At 72.9% G+C, this 16,871-nt stretch carries 13 protein-coding genes; 9 read left to right on the top strand and 4 right to left on the bottom strand.

Features of this window, described 5'->3' with window-relative positions; all coding sequences use genetic code 11:
* The first annotated feature begins 1 nt into the window (after window position 1).
* The 5 genes from ACZ56E_RS15160 to ACZ56E_RS15180 all read left to right on the top strand — a co-directional run bounded on the left by ACZ56E_RS15160 (window position 2) and on the right by ACZ56E_RS15180 (window position 8,059).
* Window positions 2–1,477, top strand: coding sequence for a 3' terminal RNA ribose 2'-O-methyltransferase Hen1 (locus ACZ56E_RS15160; RefSeq protein WP_471214349.1), 1,476 nt, complete (start codon window positions 2–4; stop codon window positions 1,475–1,477).
* A complete protein-coding gene (locus ACZ56E_RS15165) occupies window positions 1,474–4,080 on the top strand; it encodes a polynucleotide kinase-phosphatase (RefSeq protein WP_471214350.1) in 2,607 nt (868 codons plus the stop codon). The genes ACZ56E_RS15160 and ACZ56E_RS15165 overlap by 4 nt, the downstream gene beginning before the upstream one ends.
* A gap of 66 nt (window positions 4,081–4,146) precedes the next feature.
* Window positions 4,147–5,379, top strand: coding sequence for an arginine deiminase (locus ACZ56E_RS15170; protein WP_471214351.1), 1,233 nt, complete (start codon window positions 4,147–4,149; stop codon window positions 5,377–5,379).
* Window positions 5,380–5,528: 149 nt separating this feature from the next.
* The gene (gene argF, locus ACZ56E_RS15175) at window positions 5,529–6,527 is read left to right on the top strand and encodes an ornithine carbamoyltransferase (protein ID WP_471214352.1); all 999 of its coding nucleotides are present in this window, start codon (window positions 5,529–5,531) and stop codon (window positions 6,525–6,527) included.
* Between the two features lie 74 nt (window positions 6,528–6,601).
* A complete protein-coding gene (locus ACZ56E_RS15180) occupies window positions 6,602–8,059 on the top strand; it encodes an amino acid permease (RefSeq protein ID WP_471214353.1) in 1,458 nt (485 codons plus the stop codon).
* Here the strand turns inward: ACZ56E_RS15180 and ACZ56E_RS15185 are convergent.
* Window positions 8,022–8,471 carry an ATP-binding protein gene (locus ACZ56E_RS15185; protein WP_471214817.1) on the bottom strand — a complete coding sequence of 150 codons (450 nt, stop codon included), beginning with the start codon at window positions 8,469–8,471 and terminating at the stop codon, window positions 8,022–8,024. The two genes, ACZ56E_RS15180 and ACZ56E_RS15185, sit on opposite strands and share 38 nt — an antisense overlap.
* Window positions 8,472–8,716: 245 nt before the next feature.
* Here ACZ56E_RS15185 and ACZ56E_RS15190 point away from each other — a divergent pair, with 245 nt between their 5' ends.
* Entirely contained in the window at window positions 8,717–9,544 is an 828-nt protein-coding gene (locus ACZ56E_RS15190) for an enoyl-CoA hydratase family protein (RefSeq protein ID WP_398305536.1), read from the top strand.
* Window positions 9,545–9,546: 2 nt separating this feature from the next.
* A complete protein-coding gene (locus ACZ56E_RS15195; RefSeq protein WP_471214355.1) occupies window positions 9,547–11,832 on the top strand; it encodes a bifunctional salicylyl-CoA 5-hydroxylase/oxidoreductase in 2,286 nt (761 codons plus the stop codon).
* 9 nt (window positions 11,833–11,841) lie between these two features.
* On the opposite strand, the gene ACZ56E_RS15200 is transcribed toward ACZ56E_RS15195, so the two are convergent.
* From ACZ56E_RS15200 to ACZ56E_RS15210, 3 genes are read right to left on the bottom strand one after another with little or no spacing between them, the layout of a single operon-like run.
* Window positions 11,842–12,405, bottom strand: coding sequence for a HutD/Ves family protein (locus ACZ56E_RS15200; RefSeq protein WP_471214356.1), 564 nt, complete (start codon window positions 12,403–12,405; stop codon window positions 11,842–11,844).
* Window positions 12,406–12,450: 45 nt separating this feature from the next.
* On the bottom strand, window positions 12,451–13,266 hold the full coding sequence (locus ACZ56E_RS15205) for a PaaX family transcriptional regulator (RefSeq protein WP_471214357.1): 816 nt from the start codon (window positions 13,264–13,266) through the stop codon (window positions 12,451–12,453).
* 9 nt (window positions 13,267–13,275) lie between these two features.
* Window positions 13,276–14,985, bottom strand: a complete 1,710-nt coding sequence (locus tag ACZ56E_RS15210) for an AMP-binding protein (RefSeq protein ID WP_471214358.1) — start codon at window positions 14,983–14,985, stop codon at window positions 13,276–13,278.
* Between the two features lie 109 nt (window positions 14,986–15,094).
* Between ACZ56E_RS15210 and ACZ56E_RS15215 the strand changes: the two genes are divergently transcribed.
* The gene (locus ACZ56E_RS15215; RefSeq protein WP_471214360.1) at window positions 15,095–16,372 is read left to right on the top strand and encodes an acyl-CoA dehydrogenase family protein; all 1,278 of its coding nucleotides are present in this window, start codon (window positions 15,095–15,097) and stop codon (window positions 16,370–16,372) included.
* A complete protein-coding gene (locus tag ACZ56E_RS15220; RefSeq protein ID WP_471214361.1) occupies window positions 16,369–16,770 on the top strand; it encodes a RidA family protein in 402 nt (133 codons plus the stop codon). Before ACZ56E_RS15215 ends, ACZ56E_RS15220 begins: the two co-directional genes overlap by 4 nt.
* Window positions 16,771–16,871: the final 101 nt, after the last annotated feature.

Genomic DNA, 16,871 nt, shown 5'->3' on the forward strand with positions numbered 1-16,871 from the left:
TGTGTTCCTGACGATCTCGACCTACGGCGACGCGCGGAACCCGGCGACCGACCTGGGCTTCCTGCTGCACAAGCACCCTGACAGGACGCAGGCGTTCGCCACTTCCCACGGCACCGCCCACGTCTTCTACCCCGAGGCGGCCGCCGAGCGCTGCACCGCCGCGCTGCTCCTCGAGGTCGACCCCGTCGCGCTCGTGCGGCGCGGCAAGGGGAAGGGCAAGGGGCGCGGCGGCGCGCCCGACGCGGCGCTCGCGCAGTATGTGAACGACCGGCCGTACGCGGCCTCCTCGCTGCTCGCCGTCGCGCTGAGCGCGGTGTTCTCCAGCGCGCTGCGCGGCGTGTGCGCCGCCCGCCCCGAGCGGGCCGCGCGGCCGCTGCCGCTGCGCGTCGAGGTGCCCGCCCTGCCCGCGAGCGGCGGCGCCGCCCTCGTGCGGGCGCTGTTCGAGCCGCTCGGCTGGACGGTGACGGCGACGCCCGTCCCGCTGGACGTGCGGTTCCCCGCCTGGGGAGACTCGCGGTACGTGGGGCTGGTCCTCGAAGTGCCCGACGGAAAGCTGACCCTGGGCGAGGCGCTCCGCCACCTGTACGTGCTGCTGCCCGTCCTCGACGACGCCAAGCACTACTGGGTCTCGCCGGACGAGGTCGACAAGCTGCTGCGGGCCGGCGAGGGCTGGCTCGCCGACCACCCGGAGCGTGAGGTCATCACCAGCCGCTACCTCGCGCGGCGCCGGTCCCTGACCCGTGAGGCGAGGGAGCGTCTGGAGCTGGTGCGGCTCGCCGACGCCGACGGCGTGGACGTCGACGAGCTGGACAACGCCGTGGACGAGGAGTCCGACACCGAGGAAAGGCCCGTGCCGCTCGCCCTGCGCCGCCGCGAGGCGATCCTCGCCGCGCTCACCGCGGCCGGTGCGGCCCGTGTCCTCGATCTGGGCTGCGGGCAGGGCCAGTTGGTGCAGGCGCTGCTCGACGACGCGCGGTTCACCGAGGTCGTCGGGCTCGACGTGTCCGTGCGCGCGCTGACCGTCGCCGCGCGGCGGCTGCGGCTCGACAGCATGGGCGAGCGCCGGGCGGAGCGCGTCAAGCTCCTCCAGGGCTCGCTCGCGTACACCGACAAGCGGCTGAAGGGGTACGACGCGGCGGTGCTCAGCGAGGTCATCGAGCACGTCGACGTGGCGCGCCTGCCCGCCCTGGAGTACGCGGTGTTCGGCTCCGCACGCCCCCGTACCGTCCTCGTCACGACGCCGAACGTCGAGTACAACGTCCGGTGGGAGACCCTCCCGGCCGGGCACGTGCGCCACGGCGACCACCGCTTCGAGTGGACGCGGGAGGAGTTCCGCGCCTGGGCCCGCACGGTGGCCGAACGGCACGCGTATGCCGTCGAGTTCGTACCCGTGGGCGACGACGACCCCGAGGTGGGACCGCCCACCCAGATGGCCGTGTTCACACAGACCGACAGAGAGGAGGTGCGGGCCGCATGAGGAACGACACCGACAGCAGCGGTAACAACAGCGGCGACAGCAGTACCGGCACGGAAGCCCGGGGCCCGCGCCGCGTGCTGCCCGTCACCGACCTGTCCCTCGTCGTCCTGATCGGCGCCACCGGCTCCGGCAAGTCGACCTTCGCGCACCGCCACTTCAAGGCCACCGAGGTCATCTCCAGCGACTTCTGCCGAGGGCTCGTCGCCGACGACGAGAACGACCAGAGCGCCAGCCGCGACGCCTTCGACGTGCTGGGCTACATCGCGGGCAAGCGCCTCGCCGCGGGCCGCCGCACCGTCGTCGACGCGACCAGCGTGCAGAGCGACAGCCGCAAGCAGCTGATCGAGCTGGCCAGGGAGTACGACGTCCTGCCCATCGCCATCGTGCTCGACGTGCCCGAAGACGTGTGCGCCGCACGCAACGCCACGCGCGAGGACCGCGCGGGCCTGCCGCGCCGCGTCATCCAGCGCCACCAGCGCGAACTGCGCCGCTCACTGAAGCACCTGGAGCGCGAGGGCTTCAGGAAGGTCCACGTCCTGCGCGGCGTGGCCGAGATCGAGAGCGCCACCGTCGTCACCGAGAAGCGCTACAACGACCTCTCCCACCTCACGGGCCCCTTCGACATCATCGGCGACATCCACGGCTGCGCCGCCGAACTGGAGACCCTGCTCGGCAAGCTCGGCTATGCCGACGGCGTCCACCCCGAGGGCCGCACCGCCGTCTTCGTCGGCGACCTCGTCGACCGCGGCCCGGACACCCCGGGCGTGCTGCGCCGCGTGATGGGCATGGTCGCGGGCGGCACCGCGCTCTGCGTCCCCGGCAACCACGAGAACAAGCTCGGCCGCCACCTGAAGGGCCGTGGCGTCCGGCCCACCCACGGGCTGGCCGAGACCATCGAGCAGCTGGAGCGCGAGAGCGAGGAATTCCGTACCCAGGTGCGGGAGTTCGTCGACGGGCTCGTCTCCCACTACGTCCTCGACGGGGGTCGGCTCGTCGTCTGCCACGCAGGCCTGCCCGAGAAGTACCACGGCCGCACGTCCGGCCGGGTGCGCTCGCACGCCCTGTACGGCGACACGACCGGCGAGACCGACGAGTTCGGCCTGCCGGTGCGCTACCCGTGGGCGGAGGACTACCGGGGCAGGGCCGCCGTCGTCTACGGCCACACCCCCGTGCCCACCGCCACCTGGCTCAACAACACCATCTGCCTGGACACCGGCGCCGTCTTCGGCGGCAGGCTGACCGCGCTGCGCTGGCCGGAGCGCGAGCTCGTCGACGTACCGGCGGAACGCGTCTGGTACGAGCCGGCCAAGCCGCTGCGTACCGAGGCGCCGGGCGGCCACGACGGGCGGCCCCTCGACCTGAACGACGTGCACGGCCGCCGCGCGGTGGAGACCAGGCACGCCGGCCGCGTCGCCGTGCGCGAGGAGAACGCGGCGGCGGCCCTCGAGGTCATGAGCCGCTTCGCCGTCGACCCGCGTCTGCTGCCGTACCTGCCGCCGACGATGGCGCCGACCGCGACATCGCGGCGCGAGGGCTATCTGGAGCACCCGGCCGAGGCCTTCGCGTCGTACGCGCAGGACGGCGTCGCCCGCGTCGTGTGCGAGGAGAAGCACATGGGCTCGCGTGCGGTGGTCCTGGTCTGCCGCGACGCGGACGTGGCCCGCGAGCGCTTCGGGGTCGAGGGTCCCACCGGATCGCTCTGCACCCGCACAGGACGCCCCTTCTTCGCCGACGCGGCCGTCACCGAGGAGGTGCTCGGCCGGGTCCGCGACGCCGTCACCGAGGCGGGTCTGTGGGAGGAGCTGCGGACGGACTGGCTGCTGCTCGACGCGGAGCTGATGCCGTGGTCGCTGAAGGCGTCCGGCCTGCTCCGCACCCAGTACGCCGCCGTGGGCGCCGCCTCCGGTGCCGTCTTCCCCGGCGCGCTCGCCGCGCTGGAAGCGTCGACGGCGCGCGGCGTCGACACGGGCGGGCTCCTCGCCCGCCAGCGGGAGCGCGCCGCGGACGCCGCCGCGTTCACCGACGCCTACCGCCGCTACTGCTGGCCGACCGAGGGCCTGGAAGGCGTGCGGCTCGCGCCGTTCCAGATCCTGGCGGTCCAGGGCCGCAGCCTCGCCGGGCTCCCGCACGACGAGCAGCTGGCCCTGATCGACCGCATGGTGGAGCACGACAACAGCGGCCGGGGCTCCGACCTGCTGCAGACCACCCGCCGCCTCTACGTCGACACGGGCGACCCCGAGTCGGTCCGTTCGGGCGTCGACTGGTGGCTGGAGATGACCAGCCGCGGCGGCGAGGGCATGGTCGTCAAGCCGGTGGAGGCGCTGGTCAGGGACGACCGGGGCCGGCTCGTCCAGCCCGGCGTCAAGTGCCGCGGCCGCGAGTACCTGCGCATCGTCTACGGCCCGGAGTACACGCGCCCGGAGAACCTGGCGAAGCTGCGCGAGCGCTCCCTCGGCCACAAGCGCTCCCTCGCCGTCCGGGAGTACGCGCTCGGCCTTGAGGCCCTGGACCGCCTCGCGGCCGGCGAACCGCTGTGGCGCGTGCACGAGGCGGTGTTCGCCGTCCTCGCCCTGGAGTCCGAACCGGTGGACCCGCGGCTCTAGGGCCGGCCGACCGCGGCTTTGGGCAACGATGAGCGTCGGCCGTCCGGCCGGGGAAAGATGGACCCCATGGGATTCCACGTCGACTCCGAGGCCGGGCGGCTGCGCCGCGTCATACTGCACCGCCCCGATCTGGAGCTCAAGCGGCTGACTCCGAGCAACAAGGACACCCTCCTCTTCGACGACGTCCTGTGGGTGCGCAGGGCCCGCCAGGAGCACGACGGCTTCGCGGACGTGCTGCGCGACCGGGGCGTGGCCGTCCACCTCTTCGGCGACCTGCTGACCGAGACCCTGGACGTGCCCGCGGCCCGCCGTCTGGTCCTGGACCGCGTCTTCGACGAGAAGGAGTACGGCCCGCTGGCCACCGACCACCTGCGGGCCGTGTTCGCGACGATGCCGTCGGCGGAGCTCGCCGAGGCGCTGGTCGGCGGGATGACGAAGCGGGAGTTCCTGGAGCGGCACGCCGAGCCGACGTCCGTCCGCTTCCACTGCATGGACCTGGACGACTTCCTGCTCGGCCCGCTGCCCAACCACCTCTTCACCCGCGACACCTCCGCCTGGATCTACGACGGCGTCTCCATCAACGCGATGCGCTGGCCCGCCCGGCAGCGCGAGACCGTGCACTTCGAGGCGATCTACCAGCACCACCCGCTGTTCCGGAGCGAGAACTTCAACATCTGGTCACAGGGCCAGGCGGACTACCCCTCGACCATCGAGGGCGGCGACGTCCTGGTGATCGGCAAGGGCGCGGTGCTCATCGGCATGAGCGAGCGCACCACCCCGCAGGCCGTCGAGATGCTCGCGCACAAGCTGTTCGCGGCGGGCTCCGCGCAGACGATCGTGGCCCTCGACATGCCGAAGCGGCGCGCCTTCATGCACCTCGACACGGTCATGACGATGGTCGACGGCGACACCTTCACGCAGTACGCGGGTCTCGGCATGCTCCGCTCGTACACCATCGAACCAGGCGTCGGGGAGCGGGAGTTGAAGGTCACCGACCATCCGCCCGAGCACATGCACCGGGCCATCGCCGCGGCGCTCGGCCTCGACGCCATCCGGGTGCTCACCGCCACCCAGGACGTCCACGCGGCCGAGCGCGAGCAGTGGGACGACGGCTGCAACGTCCTCGCGGTGGAGCCGGGTGTCGTCGTCGCGTACGAACGGAACTCGACGACCAACACGCACCTGCGCAAGCAGGGCATCGAGGTGATCGAGATCCTGGGGAGCGAGCTGGGGCGCGGCCGGGGCGGCCCGCGGTGCATGAGCTGCCCGGTGCAGCGGGATGCCGTGCCGGGGCTGTAGCGAGCCGGCACGGGGGCGCAGGGCCCGGTACGGGGAGCACAGGGCCCGGTACGGCGGGCGCAGGGCGCCTGTATATAAATGTGGAGCGTCGTATATAGTTTCAATGTCAACGTGTTCCGTCACCCTTATCCCGCACTCTGGAGCGCCTCATGGCCACAGACCTCACCGGCCGCCACTTCCTCAAGGAGCTGGACTTCACCGCCGACGAGTTCCGCGGCCTGATCGACCTGGCCGCCGAGCTGAAGGCGGCCAAGAAGGCCGGGACCGAGACGCGGCGGCTGCGGGGCAAGAACATCGCGCTGATCTTCGAGAAGAGCTCGACGAGGACCCGCTGCGCCTTCGAGGTGGCCGCCGCCGACCAGGGCGCATCGACGACGTACATCGACCCGTCCGGCTCGCACATCGGCAAGAAGGAGTCGGCGAAGGACACCGCCCGGGTGCTCGGCCGGATGTTCGATGCCATCGAGTTCCGCGGGGACGCGCAGGACACGGTCGAGACGCTCGCCGCCCACGCGGGCGTGCCCGTCTACAACGGCCTGACCGACTCCTGGCACCCCACCCAGATGCTCGCCGACATGCTCACCATGACCGAGCACGGCACCAAGCCCCTCACCGGCACCGCCTTCGCCTACCTCGGCGACGCCCGCTTCAACATGGGCAACTCGTACCTGATCACCGGCGCCCTGCTCGGCATGGACATCCGTATAGTCGCGCCCCGCGCCTACTGGCCCGCCGAGGACATCGTCGCGCGCGCCCACGAGCTCGCCGCAGCCAGCGGCGCCCGCCTCACGCTCACCGAGGACGTCGAGGAGGGCGTCCGGGGCGCGGACTTCGTCGGCACCGACGTATGGGTGTCGATGGGGGAGCCCAAGGAGGTGTGGGCCGAGCGCATAGCCGCCCTCGCGCCCTACACGGTGACGATGGACGTCCTGCGCGCCACCGGCAACGCCGACGTGAAGTTCCTGCACTGCCTCCCCGCCTTCCACGACCTGGGCACCCAGGTCGGACGCGAGGTCCACGAGACGTACGGCCTGGAGGCCCTGGAGGTCACCGACGAGGTCTTCGAGTCGGCACACTCCGTCGTCTTCGACGAGGCTGAGAACCGTATGCACACGATCAAGGCGGTCCTGGTCGCGACCCTGACCTGACGGCACACCCCCGACGGCCACCACCTTCGCAGCACCAGCACCACCCCAGCACCACCGGAAACGAGAACCACCCCATGAGCCCCACACGCACCAATGGGCTTCGCATCAAGTCCCCCGACCAGCTCGTCGCGGAATCGGGGGCGGACCTCGAGGGCCACGGCCTCAGGCGCACCATGGGGCTCTTCCAGCTCGTGTGCTTCGGTGTCGGCGCCATCGTCGGCACCGGCATCTTCGTCGGCCTCTCCGACTCGGTCGCCGAGGCCGGCCCCGCCGTCGCGGTCTCCTATGTCCTCGCCGCCGTGACCTGCATCTTCACCGCGTTCTCGTTCGCGGAGTTGGGTGGGGCGATCCCGGTCTCCGGCAGCTCGTACTCGTTCGCGTACGCCTCACTGGGCGAGCGGACCGCGTTCCTCGTCGGCTGGTGCCTGCTCCTGGAGTACGGCGTCTCGGTCTCCGCGGTCGCGGTCGGCTGGAGCCAGTACCTGAACGAGCTGCTGCACAGCCTCACCGGCTGGGAACTGCCCGCCGCGCTCTCCGCGGGGCCCGGCGAGGGCGGCGTCCTGAACCTGCCCGCCGTCGTCGTCATCCTGCTCGCCGCCCTCCTCCTGGTGCGCGGCATCCGCGAGAGCGCCGGCGCCACGGCGGCCATGGCGGTGCTGAAGATCGGCATCCTGCTGCTCTTCCTGGCCGTCGCGTTCACCGCGTTCGAGGACGGGAACCTCACGCCCTTCGCGGGCGCGGGCGTCTCCGGCATCACCGCGGGCGCCTCGCTCGCCTTCTTCTCCTTCATCGGCTTCGACGCGGTCACCACGGCAGGCGAGGAGGTCAAGAACCCGCGGCGCAACATCCCCCTCGCCATCATGATCTGCATCGGCGTCGTCACGCTGCTCTACGTCGCCGTGGCGCTCGCGGCCATCGGCGCGCTCGGTTCCGACGCCGTCGCGGACAAGCCCGCCGCCCTCTCGCTCGTCGTCAACCAGGTCACCGACTCGACCGTCGGCGGCGGCATCATCGCCTTCGGCGCGGTCGTCGCCATCGCCTCCGTGGTGCTCGCCGTCATGTACGGCCAGACCCGCATCCTGATGTCGATGTCCCGCGACGGCCTGATGCCGCGCGTCTTCGAACGCGTCTCGCCGAGGACCGCGACACCCGTCGCCAACACCTGGATCGTCGCGGCGGTCGTCGCCGTGCCCGCCGCCTTCTCGTCGCTCGACGTCGTCGTCAGCCTGACCACCATCGGCACCCTGGCGATCATGGCCGTGGTGAACATCGCGGTGCTCGCGCTGCGCCGCTCGGCCCCGGACCTGCGCCGCACCTTCCGGGTGCCGCTGTACCCCGTCAGCCCGGTCCTCGGCGTGGGCTTCTGCCTCTATCTGATCTGGGGCACGGGCTGGACGACATGGCTGCAGTTCGCCGTGTTCCTCGCGGTGGGCGCCGTGGTCTACGCGCTCTACGGCCGCGGCCACTCCAGGCTCGGCCGGGGCGAGGTCCCGGTCAGTGGCGGGGCCGCGGGGGAGCCGCGGGAAGGGTGAACCAGACCGCCTTGCCGGACGCGGTGGGGCGGTGGCCGCAGGACGAGCTGAGGGTGCGGATCAGGAGCAGGCCCCGCCCGTGCTCCTGCCAGGGGTCCGGCTCCTCGGGCGGCTCCGGGGCGGTGAGGTCGCCGGGCGGCAGCGGGTTGGAGTCGTGCACCTCGACCTGGCAGCCGGTCGGCAGGAGCTCGATCACCAGCTCTATGGGGTCGTGCCCCGCGGTGTGCTCGACGGCGTTCGCGACCAGCTCGGCGGTGAGGAGCTCGGCGGTGTCGGTGTCGGCGGACATCTCGATGTCGTTGAGCGCCGTACGGACCAGGGCGCGCGCGACCGGCACCGCCGCCGCGGTGTGCGGCAGCGCGATGCGCCAGGAGGCGGGGAAGGGGGGCTCGTGCAAGGCGGGTCCGTTCAGGGCAGGCAAGCGGTCCTGCTTTCAACCGTACGAATCCTAAGCGCTGTGGCGGCAGGGCCGACGGTCGGGCGTCCCCGGGACGTACGACCCTGCACGGTGACACCCTCGCACGGCCGTTGTATCGCGCACTCCTGACGACAGTCACAGAAGGGTGATAACTTCGAAGTGGCGCCCCCTGACACCCGCCCCGCTTCCGCGCCACGCCCGCGCACTCCAGCCCCCCAGGCCGAGGAGGCCGCACCCTGATGAGTCCCTTCACCGGCTCCGCGACCCGCACCCCCGACTGGCGGCACCTGCGACTCGCCGTCGACGAAGGGGTCGCCACGGTCACCCTCGCCCGCCCCGACAAGCTCAACGCCCTCACCTTCGGCGCCTACGCCGACCTGCGCGACCTGCTCGCCGAGCTCTCCCGCGACCGGTCCGTGCGCGCGCTCGTGCTCGGCGGGGAGGGCCGCGGCTTCTGCTCGGGCGGCGACGTCGACGAGATCATCGGGGCCACACTCGCCATGGACACCGCCCAGCTCCTCGACTTCAACCGCATGACCGGCCAGGTCGTCCGGGCGATCCGCGAGTGCCCCTTCCCCGTGGTCGCCGCCGTGCACGGGGTGGCTGCGGGCGCCGGCGCGGTCCTCGCCCTCGCCGCGGACTTCCGCGTCGCGGACCCCTCGGCCCGCTTCTCCTTCCTCTTCACCCGGGTCGGCCTCTCCGGCGGCGACATGGGCGCCGCCTATCTGCTGCCCCGCGTCGTCGGCCTCGGCCACGCCACCCGGCTCCTCATGCTGGGCGAACCGGTGCGCGCCCCCGAGGCCGAACGGATCGGCCTCATCAGCGAGCTGACGGAGGAGGGCAGGGCCGCCGAGGCCGCGCAGACCCTGGCCCGCCGCCTCGCCGACGGCCCCGCCCTCGCGTACGCACAGACGAAGGCGCTGCTCACCGCCGAGCTCGACATGCCGCTCGCCGCCTCCGTCGAACTGGACGCGGCCACCCAGGCCCTCCTCATGAACGGCGAGGACTACGCCGAGTTCCACGCGGCCTTCACGGAGAAGCGCCCGCCGAAGTGGCAGGGGCGATGACCATGGCCGCCCCCCACCGGATCGCCGTCGTCGGCGGCGGTCCCGGCGGGCTCTACGCCGCCGCGCTGCTCAAGCGCCTCGACCCCGACCGCGAGGTGACCGTCTGGGAGCGCAACGCACCCGACGACACCTTCGGCTTCGGCGTCGTCCTCTCCGACGAGACCCTCGGCGGCATCGAGCACGCCGACCCCGCCGTATACGCCGCCCTCCAGGCCGAGTTCGTGCGCTGGGACGACATCGACATCGTCCACCGCGACCTGCGGCACACCTCCGGCGGCCACGGCTTCGCGGCGCTCGGCCGCCGCAGGCTCCTGGAGATCCTGCACGAGCGCTGCCGCGGCCTGGGCGTCGAGCTCCGCTTCCGCACCGAGGCACCGCCCGCCGCCGAGCTGTCCACGGCGTACGACCTGGTCGTCGCCGCGGACGGCGTGCACAGCCTCACCCGCGAGGCGCACGCCGACGTCTTCCGGCCGAGCCTCACGACGCACCGCTGCCGCTACATCTGGCTGGCCGCGGACTTCGCCTTCGACGCGTTCCGGTTCGAGATCGCCGAGACCGAGCACGGCGTCATGCAGCTGCACGGCTATCCGTACTCCCGCGACCCCGACGCCTCCACCGTCATCGTCGAGATGCGCGAAGAGGTCTGGCAGGCCGCGGGCTTCGCGGAGCTCGACGAGCGCGAGTCCACCGAACGCTGCGCCAAGATCTTCGCCGACGCGCTCGGCGGCCGCCCGCTGCGCGGCAACAAGTCCGCCTGGATCAACTTCCGCACGGTCGTCAACGACCGCTGGTCCCACGGCAACACGGTGCTGATCGGCGACGCCGCCCACACCGCGCACTTCTCCATCGGCTCCGGCACCAAGCTCGCCGTCGAGGACGCCCTCGCGCTCGCCGCCTGCCTCCAGGAACAGCCCGACGTCCCGAGCGCCCTCACGGCGTACGAGACGGAGCGCCGCCCCGTCGTCGCCTCCACCCAGCGCGCGGCCCGCGCCAGCCTGGAGTGGTTCGAGCGGCTGCCGGACCACCTGGACCAGCCGCCCCGCCAGTTCGCGTTCAACCTCCTCACCCGCAGCCGCCGCGTCACCCACGACAACCTCCGGCTGCGCGACGCGGAGTTCACCCGCGCCGTCGAGCGCGACTTCGGCTGCCCCGAAGGCACCCCGCCGATGTTCACGCCCTTCCGGCTGCGCGACCTGACCCTCCGCAACCGCGTCGTCGTCTCCCCGATGGACATGTACTCCGCCGTGGACGGCGTCCCCGGCGACTTCCACCTGGTGCACCTGGGCGCGCGGGCACTCGGCGGCGCGGGCCTGGTCATGACCGAGATGGTGTGCGTCAGCGAGCGCGGCCGCATCACACCGGGCTGCGCCGGGCTCTACACCGCCGAACAGGCAGACGCCTGGCGGCGCGTCACCGACTTCGTCCACGCGCAGGCGCCCGGCACGGCGATCGGCGTCCAGCTCGGCCACTCGGGCCGCAAGGGCTCCACACGGCTGATGTGGGAGGGCATCGACGAACCGCTGCCCGACGGCAACTGGCCGCTCGACGCCGCCTCACCGCTCCCGTACAAGCCGGGCAGCCAGACCCCCCGCGCACTCTCCCGCGCCGGACTGACCGCGGTCCGCGAACAGTTCGTCGCGGCGGCCCGCCGCGCCGACCTCGCCGGCTTCGACCTCCTCGAACTGCACTGCGCGCACGGCTATCTGCTCTCCGGCTTCCTCTCCCCGCTCACGAACCACCGAACGGACGCGTACGGCGGCTCACTCCAGGCCCGCCTCCGCTTCCCCCTCGAAGTCTTCGACGCCGTACGGGAGGTGTGGCCGGACGGCAGGCCCATGACGGTCCGCATCTCCGCCACCGACTGGGCCGACGGCGGCACCACGGCGGCCGACGCCGTCGAGATCGCCCGCGCGTTCGCGGCGCACGGGGCCGACGCGATCGATGTGTCGACGGGCCAGGTGGTCTCCGACGAACGGCCCGATTTCGGCCGCTCCTACCAGACGCCGTACGCCGACCGCATCCGCAACCGCACCGGCATACCCGTGATCACGGTCGGCGCCGTCTCCTCCTGGGACGACGTCAACTCCCTGCTCCTCGCGGGCCGCACGGACCTCTGCGCCCTCGCCCGCCCGCACCTCTACGACCCGCACTGGACCCTGCACGCCGCCGCCGAACAGGGCTACGCGGGGCCGGGCGTCAGCTGGCCCGTGCAGTACCGCGCGGGGAGCCGGCGGCCCCAGACGGGGCGCACGGACGCCCCCAAGCCGAGACTGACCCTGGGCGGCTGAGGGCCCGGATCAGCGCGGCGCGGTGATCCTGACCTCGGCCACCGTGCCGGCACCGCGCAGCGTCAGCGTGCCCGGGCCGTCTTGGCGCACGCAGTCGAGGCGGCCGAGCGGAGTCCCCGGCCCGTCCTGTCCACCGACAGCGATCCCCTCCGTGACAGCCATGACGAGCAGGGTCTCGCCCGCCTCGCCCGCCGTCTCCGTGTCTCGTCCGGCGGTGACGGTGACGATCCGCACGCGGGCCGTCGCGCGGCCCCTGCGGGTCATCACGTTCAGATTGCGCACCGCGCCGCTCACCAGCCGGCAGTCCGTCGCCGCGTCACCGGGAAAGGCGAAGGGGCGCAGCGGCTCGACCGTCCGCGGTGCGGCCCCGGCCACGGTCAGCAGCATGCCGTCGCCCTCGACCGCGGTGATCACGCGGTCGGTCCCGGGGAACACCGAGAAGGGGCCGTCCCCGGCCACGTCCGCGACGCTCACCCGCCAGCCGGTGCCGTCCGCGACCTCCCTGGTCGTACCGCCACCGTTCTTCCACGGCACGACGCGGTACCCGCTCCAGCGCAGCACGTCCTCGCCCATCCGCCGCCTCCCGACCGACACATGATCACCGAATCGGGGGCCAGCCTATGCGGGGCGTGCGAACAGCGCCCCGGCCTCCCGCAGCCGGCCGTCCAGCGCGGCGAACACCGCGGCGGAGCGGTCCCCGGGCCAGTCCGCGGGCAGCAGGTCGGCGGGCAGGCCCGGGTCGGCGTAGGGGAGTTGGCGCCAGGAGTCGAGGGCGAGGAGGTAGTCGCGGTACGCCTCATCGGGCGGCGGGGGAGCGCCCTCGCGGGCCTCCCAGGAGCGCAGCACCGGCTCGTGGCGGTCCAGGAACGCCTCGTGCTGCTTGGCCAGGGACGCGAGGTCCCACCAGCGCGCGACCGCCTCCGCCGTCGGTGCGAAGCCCAAATGCTCGCCGCGGAACAGGTCGACGTACGGCGCGAGGTGGAGCCGCTCCAGGGTGTGCCTGGTCTCCTCGTAGAGGTGCGCGGGGGCGATCCAGACACCCGGCGCCGCCGTGCCGAAGCCGAGGCCCGCGAGGCGGGAGCGCAGCACGTGCCGCTTCTGGCGCTCGGCCTCGGGCACGGAGAAGACGGCGAGGACCCAGCCGCCGCCCCGCCGCGCGACCTCGGTGCCGTAGATGCGGCGGTCGCCGTCATCCAGGAGCTGGCGCGCGTCGGGCGAGAGCGCGTATCCCGCGGCGCCCGCCGCCGTGCGCGCGGGCACGAGCAGGCCGCGCCGCTTGAGCCGGGACACCGACGACCGCACCGACGGCGCGTCCACGCCGACCGGCGCGAGGAGGCGCACCAGCTCGGCCACCGGGACGGGGCCGGGTGCGGCCCGGCCGTAGGCGCCGTAGAAGGTGACGATCAGGGACCGTGGGGTGTGCTGCTCGGACACGTGATCACTCTACGGGCCCGGTTCCGCCGGGGACGCGGCGCGCAGCCTGAACCGCTGCAGCTTCCCCGTCGCCGTCCTCGGCAGGGCGTCCAGGAAGACGATCTCGCGCGGGCACTTGTACGGCACCAGCTCTCCCTTGACGAACTCGCGCAGCCGGTCGGCGTCGGGCGTCGCCCCCTCGCGCAGGACCACATGGGCCACGACCACCTGACCGCGCAGCTCGTCGGGGCGCCCCACGACCGCGGTCTCGGCGACGTCGGGGTGGCGGAGCAGGGCCTCCTCGACCTCGGGGCCCGCGACGTTGTAACCGGCCGAGATGATCATGTCGTCGGCGCGGGCGACATAGCGGAAGTAGCCGTCGGCGTCGCGGACGTAGGTGTCGCCGGTGATGTTCCAGCCGTGCCGTACGTACTGGAGCTGGCGGTCGTCGGCGAGGTAGCGGCAGCCCACCGGGCCGCGCACGGCGAGCAGTCCGGGCTCGCCGTCCGGCACCGGGGCGCCGGAGTCGTCGACCACGCGCGCGTGCCACCCGGGCACGGGGCGGCCCGTCGTGCCGGGCCTGATGTCGTCGTCGGCGGCGGAGATGAAGATGTGCAGCAGCTCCGTCGCGCCGATGCCGTTGATGATCCGGTGGCCGGTGCGCCGGTGCCAGGCCTGCCAGGTGGCCGCGGGCAGGTTCTCACCGGCCGAGACGCAGCGGCGCAGCGAGGAGATGTCGTGCCCGTCCAGCTGGTCGAGCATCGTGCGGTACGCGGTCGGCGCGGTGAAGAGCACGGAGATCCCGTGCCGTCCGATGGCGGACAACAGCTGCTTGGGCCCGGCCTGTTCGAGCAGGACCGACGACGCGCCGAAGCGCAGCGGGAAGACGACGAGACCGCCGAGTCCGAAGGTGAAGCCGAGCGGCGGGCTGCCCGCGAAGACGTCGTCGGGCACCGGCTTGAGGACGTGCCGCGCGAAGGTGTCGGCGATGGCGAGCACGTCGCGGTGGAAGTGCATGCACCCCTTGGGCCGGCCCGTCGTGCCGGAGGTGAACGCGATGAGCGCGACGTCGTCGGCCGCCGTGGCCACCGCCTCGTAGACCGCCGGTTGCCGGGCGGCACGCACGAGCAGATCGTCGGGACCCTCCCCGCCGTACGTGGTGACGCTCAGCCCCGGCACACCCGCCTTGATCAGGTCGTCGACCGACCGGACGTCGCAGAGCGCGTGCCGTACCTCGGCGATCCCGCACATGGTGGCGAGCTCCTGCGAGCGCTGCTGGGCGAGGACGGTCACGGCGACCGCGCCCGCCTTCATCACGGCGAGCCAGCAGGCCGCGAGCCACGGTGTGGTGGGCCCGCGCAACAGGACGCGCTCACCGGGCCGTACGCCGAGCTCGTCGGTCAGCACGTGCGCGATCCGGTCGACGTGCTGCCTCAGCAGGCCGTACGTCCATGTCTCGCCGGACGCGGCGGGGACGGACGGGGCGGGGACGGACGCGGTGTGGACGGGCGCGGTGTGGACGGGCGCGGTGTGGAAGGCGGGGCGCTCGGCGCCGAACCGCTCGATGCTCCGGTCCAGGAGCTCGGCGCCGCAATTGAGGCGGTCGGGGTAGTGCAGCTCGGGGCGGTCGTGGACCAGTGCGGGCCACCGCTCGCGCGGCGGCAGATGGTCCCGGGCGAAGGTGTCGACGTGACCGGACGGTGTCAGCCCCGGTTCGGCCGGATTGCCGGTGGGTTCCATGGCGGCTCTGCCCCCTTGCCTGCCGGACGGGCGCTGTGGTGGGCTCGCTCCATGAGCGTATCGTGATGGTGACGACAGTCAACGGTGCGCGATAAAGGAGGGGACCGGGATGACGGCATTCTCGCTCAATCCTGAACAAACCGCCCGCTGCGCGGAGCTGCGCACCCTCGCCGCCGAGCGGTTGCGCCCCCTGGCGGAGAAGGGCGAGCCGGGCCAGGTGAACCGCCCGCTGGTGGCGGCGCTGGGCGAACTCGGCCTGCTGCATTCCCTGTTCGAGGGGGACGAAGGCCCCCCAGGGGCGCGGGGCGGTGACATGAGCGGCTCCGCCGCAGGGGCGCGACCAGCCCCCACCGGCCCGCGGATTGGAACCGGCCCCCACAGCGGAGCGTCCGGCACTCTCGACCTCTGCCTGACCCGCGAGTCCCTCGCCTACGCCTGCACGGAGGCGGAGACGGCCTTCGCCCTGCAAGGTCTTGGCGCCCACCCCGTCCACACCTACGGCACCCCCACCCAGCGGGAACAGTGGCTGCCCCAGGTCCGCCGCGGCCACGCCGTCGCCGCCTTCGCGCTCTCCGAGCCGGACGCCGGCTCGGACGCGGCGGCCCTGCACCTCGCCGCGGCGGCCGACGGCTCCGGCGGCTGGCGCCTCACCGGCGAGAAGTGCTGGATCTCGAACGCCCCCGAGGCCGACTTCTACACCGTCTTCGCCCGTACGTCGCCCGGCGCGGGAGCCCGCGGCGTCACCGCGTTCCTGGTCCCCGCCGACCGCGCGGGCCTCACCGGCACCCCCCTCGACATGCTCTCCCCGCACCCGATCGGCGCCCTCGCCTTCGACGGCGTGCGGGTCACCGAGGCCGACGTGCTCGGCGAGGTGGACCGCGGCTTCCGGGTCGCGATGACCACGCTCAACCGGTTCCGGCCGAGCGTCGGCGCGTTCGCGGTCGGCATGGCGCAGGCCGCGCTCGACGCCACACTGGCCCACACCGCCGAACGGACCGCGTTCGGCGGCCCGTTGAAGGACCTCCAGGCCGTCGCCCACCAGGTCGCCGAGATGGCCACGCGCACGGAGGCGGCCCGCCTGATGGTGTACGCGGCAGCGGCGGCGTACGACAGGGAAGGGCCCCAGGGCCCCGGCATCGCCCGGCGCGCCGCGATGGCGAAACTCATCGCCACGGAGACCGCCCAGTACGTGGTCGACGCGGCCGTCCAGCTGCACGGGGCCCGCGCCCTGCGCCGCGGGCACCTCCTCGAACACCTCTACCGCGAGGTGCGGGCGCCCCGCATCTATGAGGGGGCGAGCGAGGTCCAGCGCACGATCATCGCCAAGGAGCTGTACGCCCGACCCGACGCGCAGCCGCACACCCACCCGGAGGAGCCGCCCGCATGAGCAGCCTGGACCGCGTCAACCCCGCCGAACTCTCCCCGCCCAAGGGCTTCTCGCACGCCGTCACCGCCACCGGCTCCCGGCTGATCTTCCTCGCCGGGCAGACCGCGCTGGACAGCGAGGGCAAGGTCACCGGCGCCACCCTGCCCGAGCAGTTCGAGCGGGCGCTGACCAACCTCCTCACCGCCCTGCGCCACGCGGGCGGCACTCCGGCCGACCTCGCCCGCGTCACCGTCTACGCCACGGATGTCGCGGACTACCGCGCGCACGCGCCCGAACTGGGCCGGATCTGGCACCGGTTGGCGGGCCGCGACTACCCGGCGATGGCGGTGGTGGGCGTCGTCAGGCTGTGGGACGAGGAGGCCTTGGTGGAGCTCGACGGAACGGCCGTGCTCGACTGACCCCGGACTCTTCCGGTCATCCTCCTGAAAGGCTTCCGCAAGGCTCCCGAAACGCTCCCGAAAGGCGGAATGCCTGCTACCGGGTGCAATGGGTCAAGCGT

The organism is Streptomyces sp. NPDC039480, assembly GCF_055597165.1.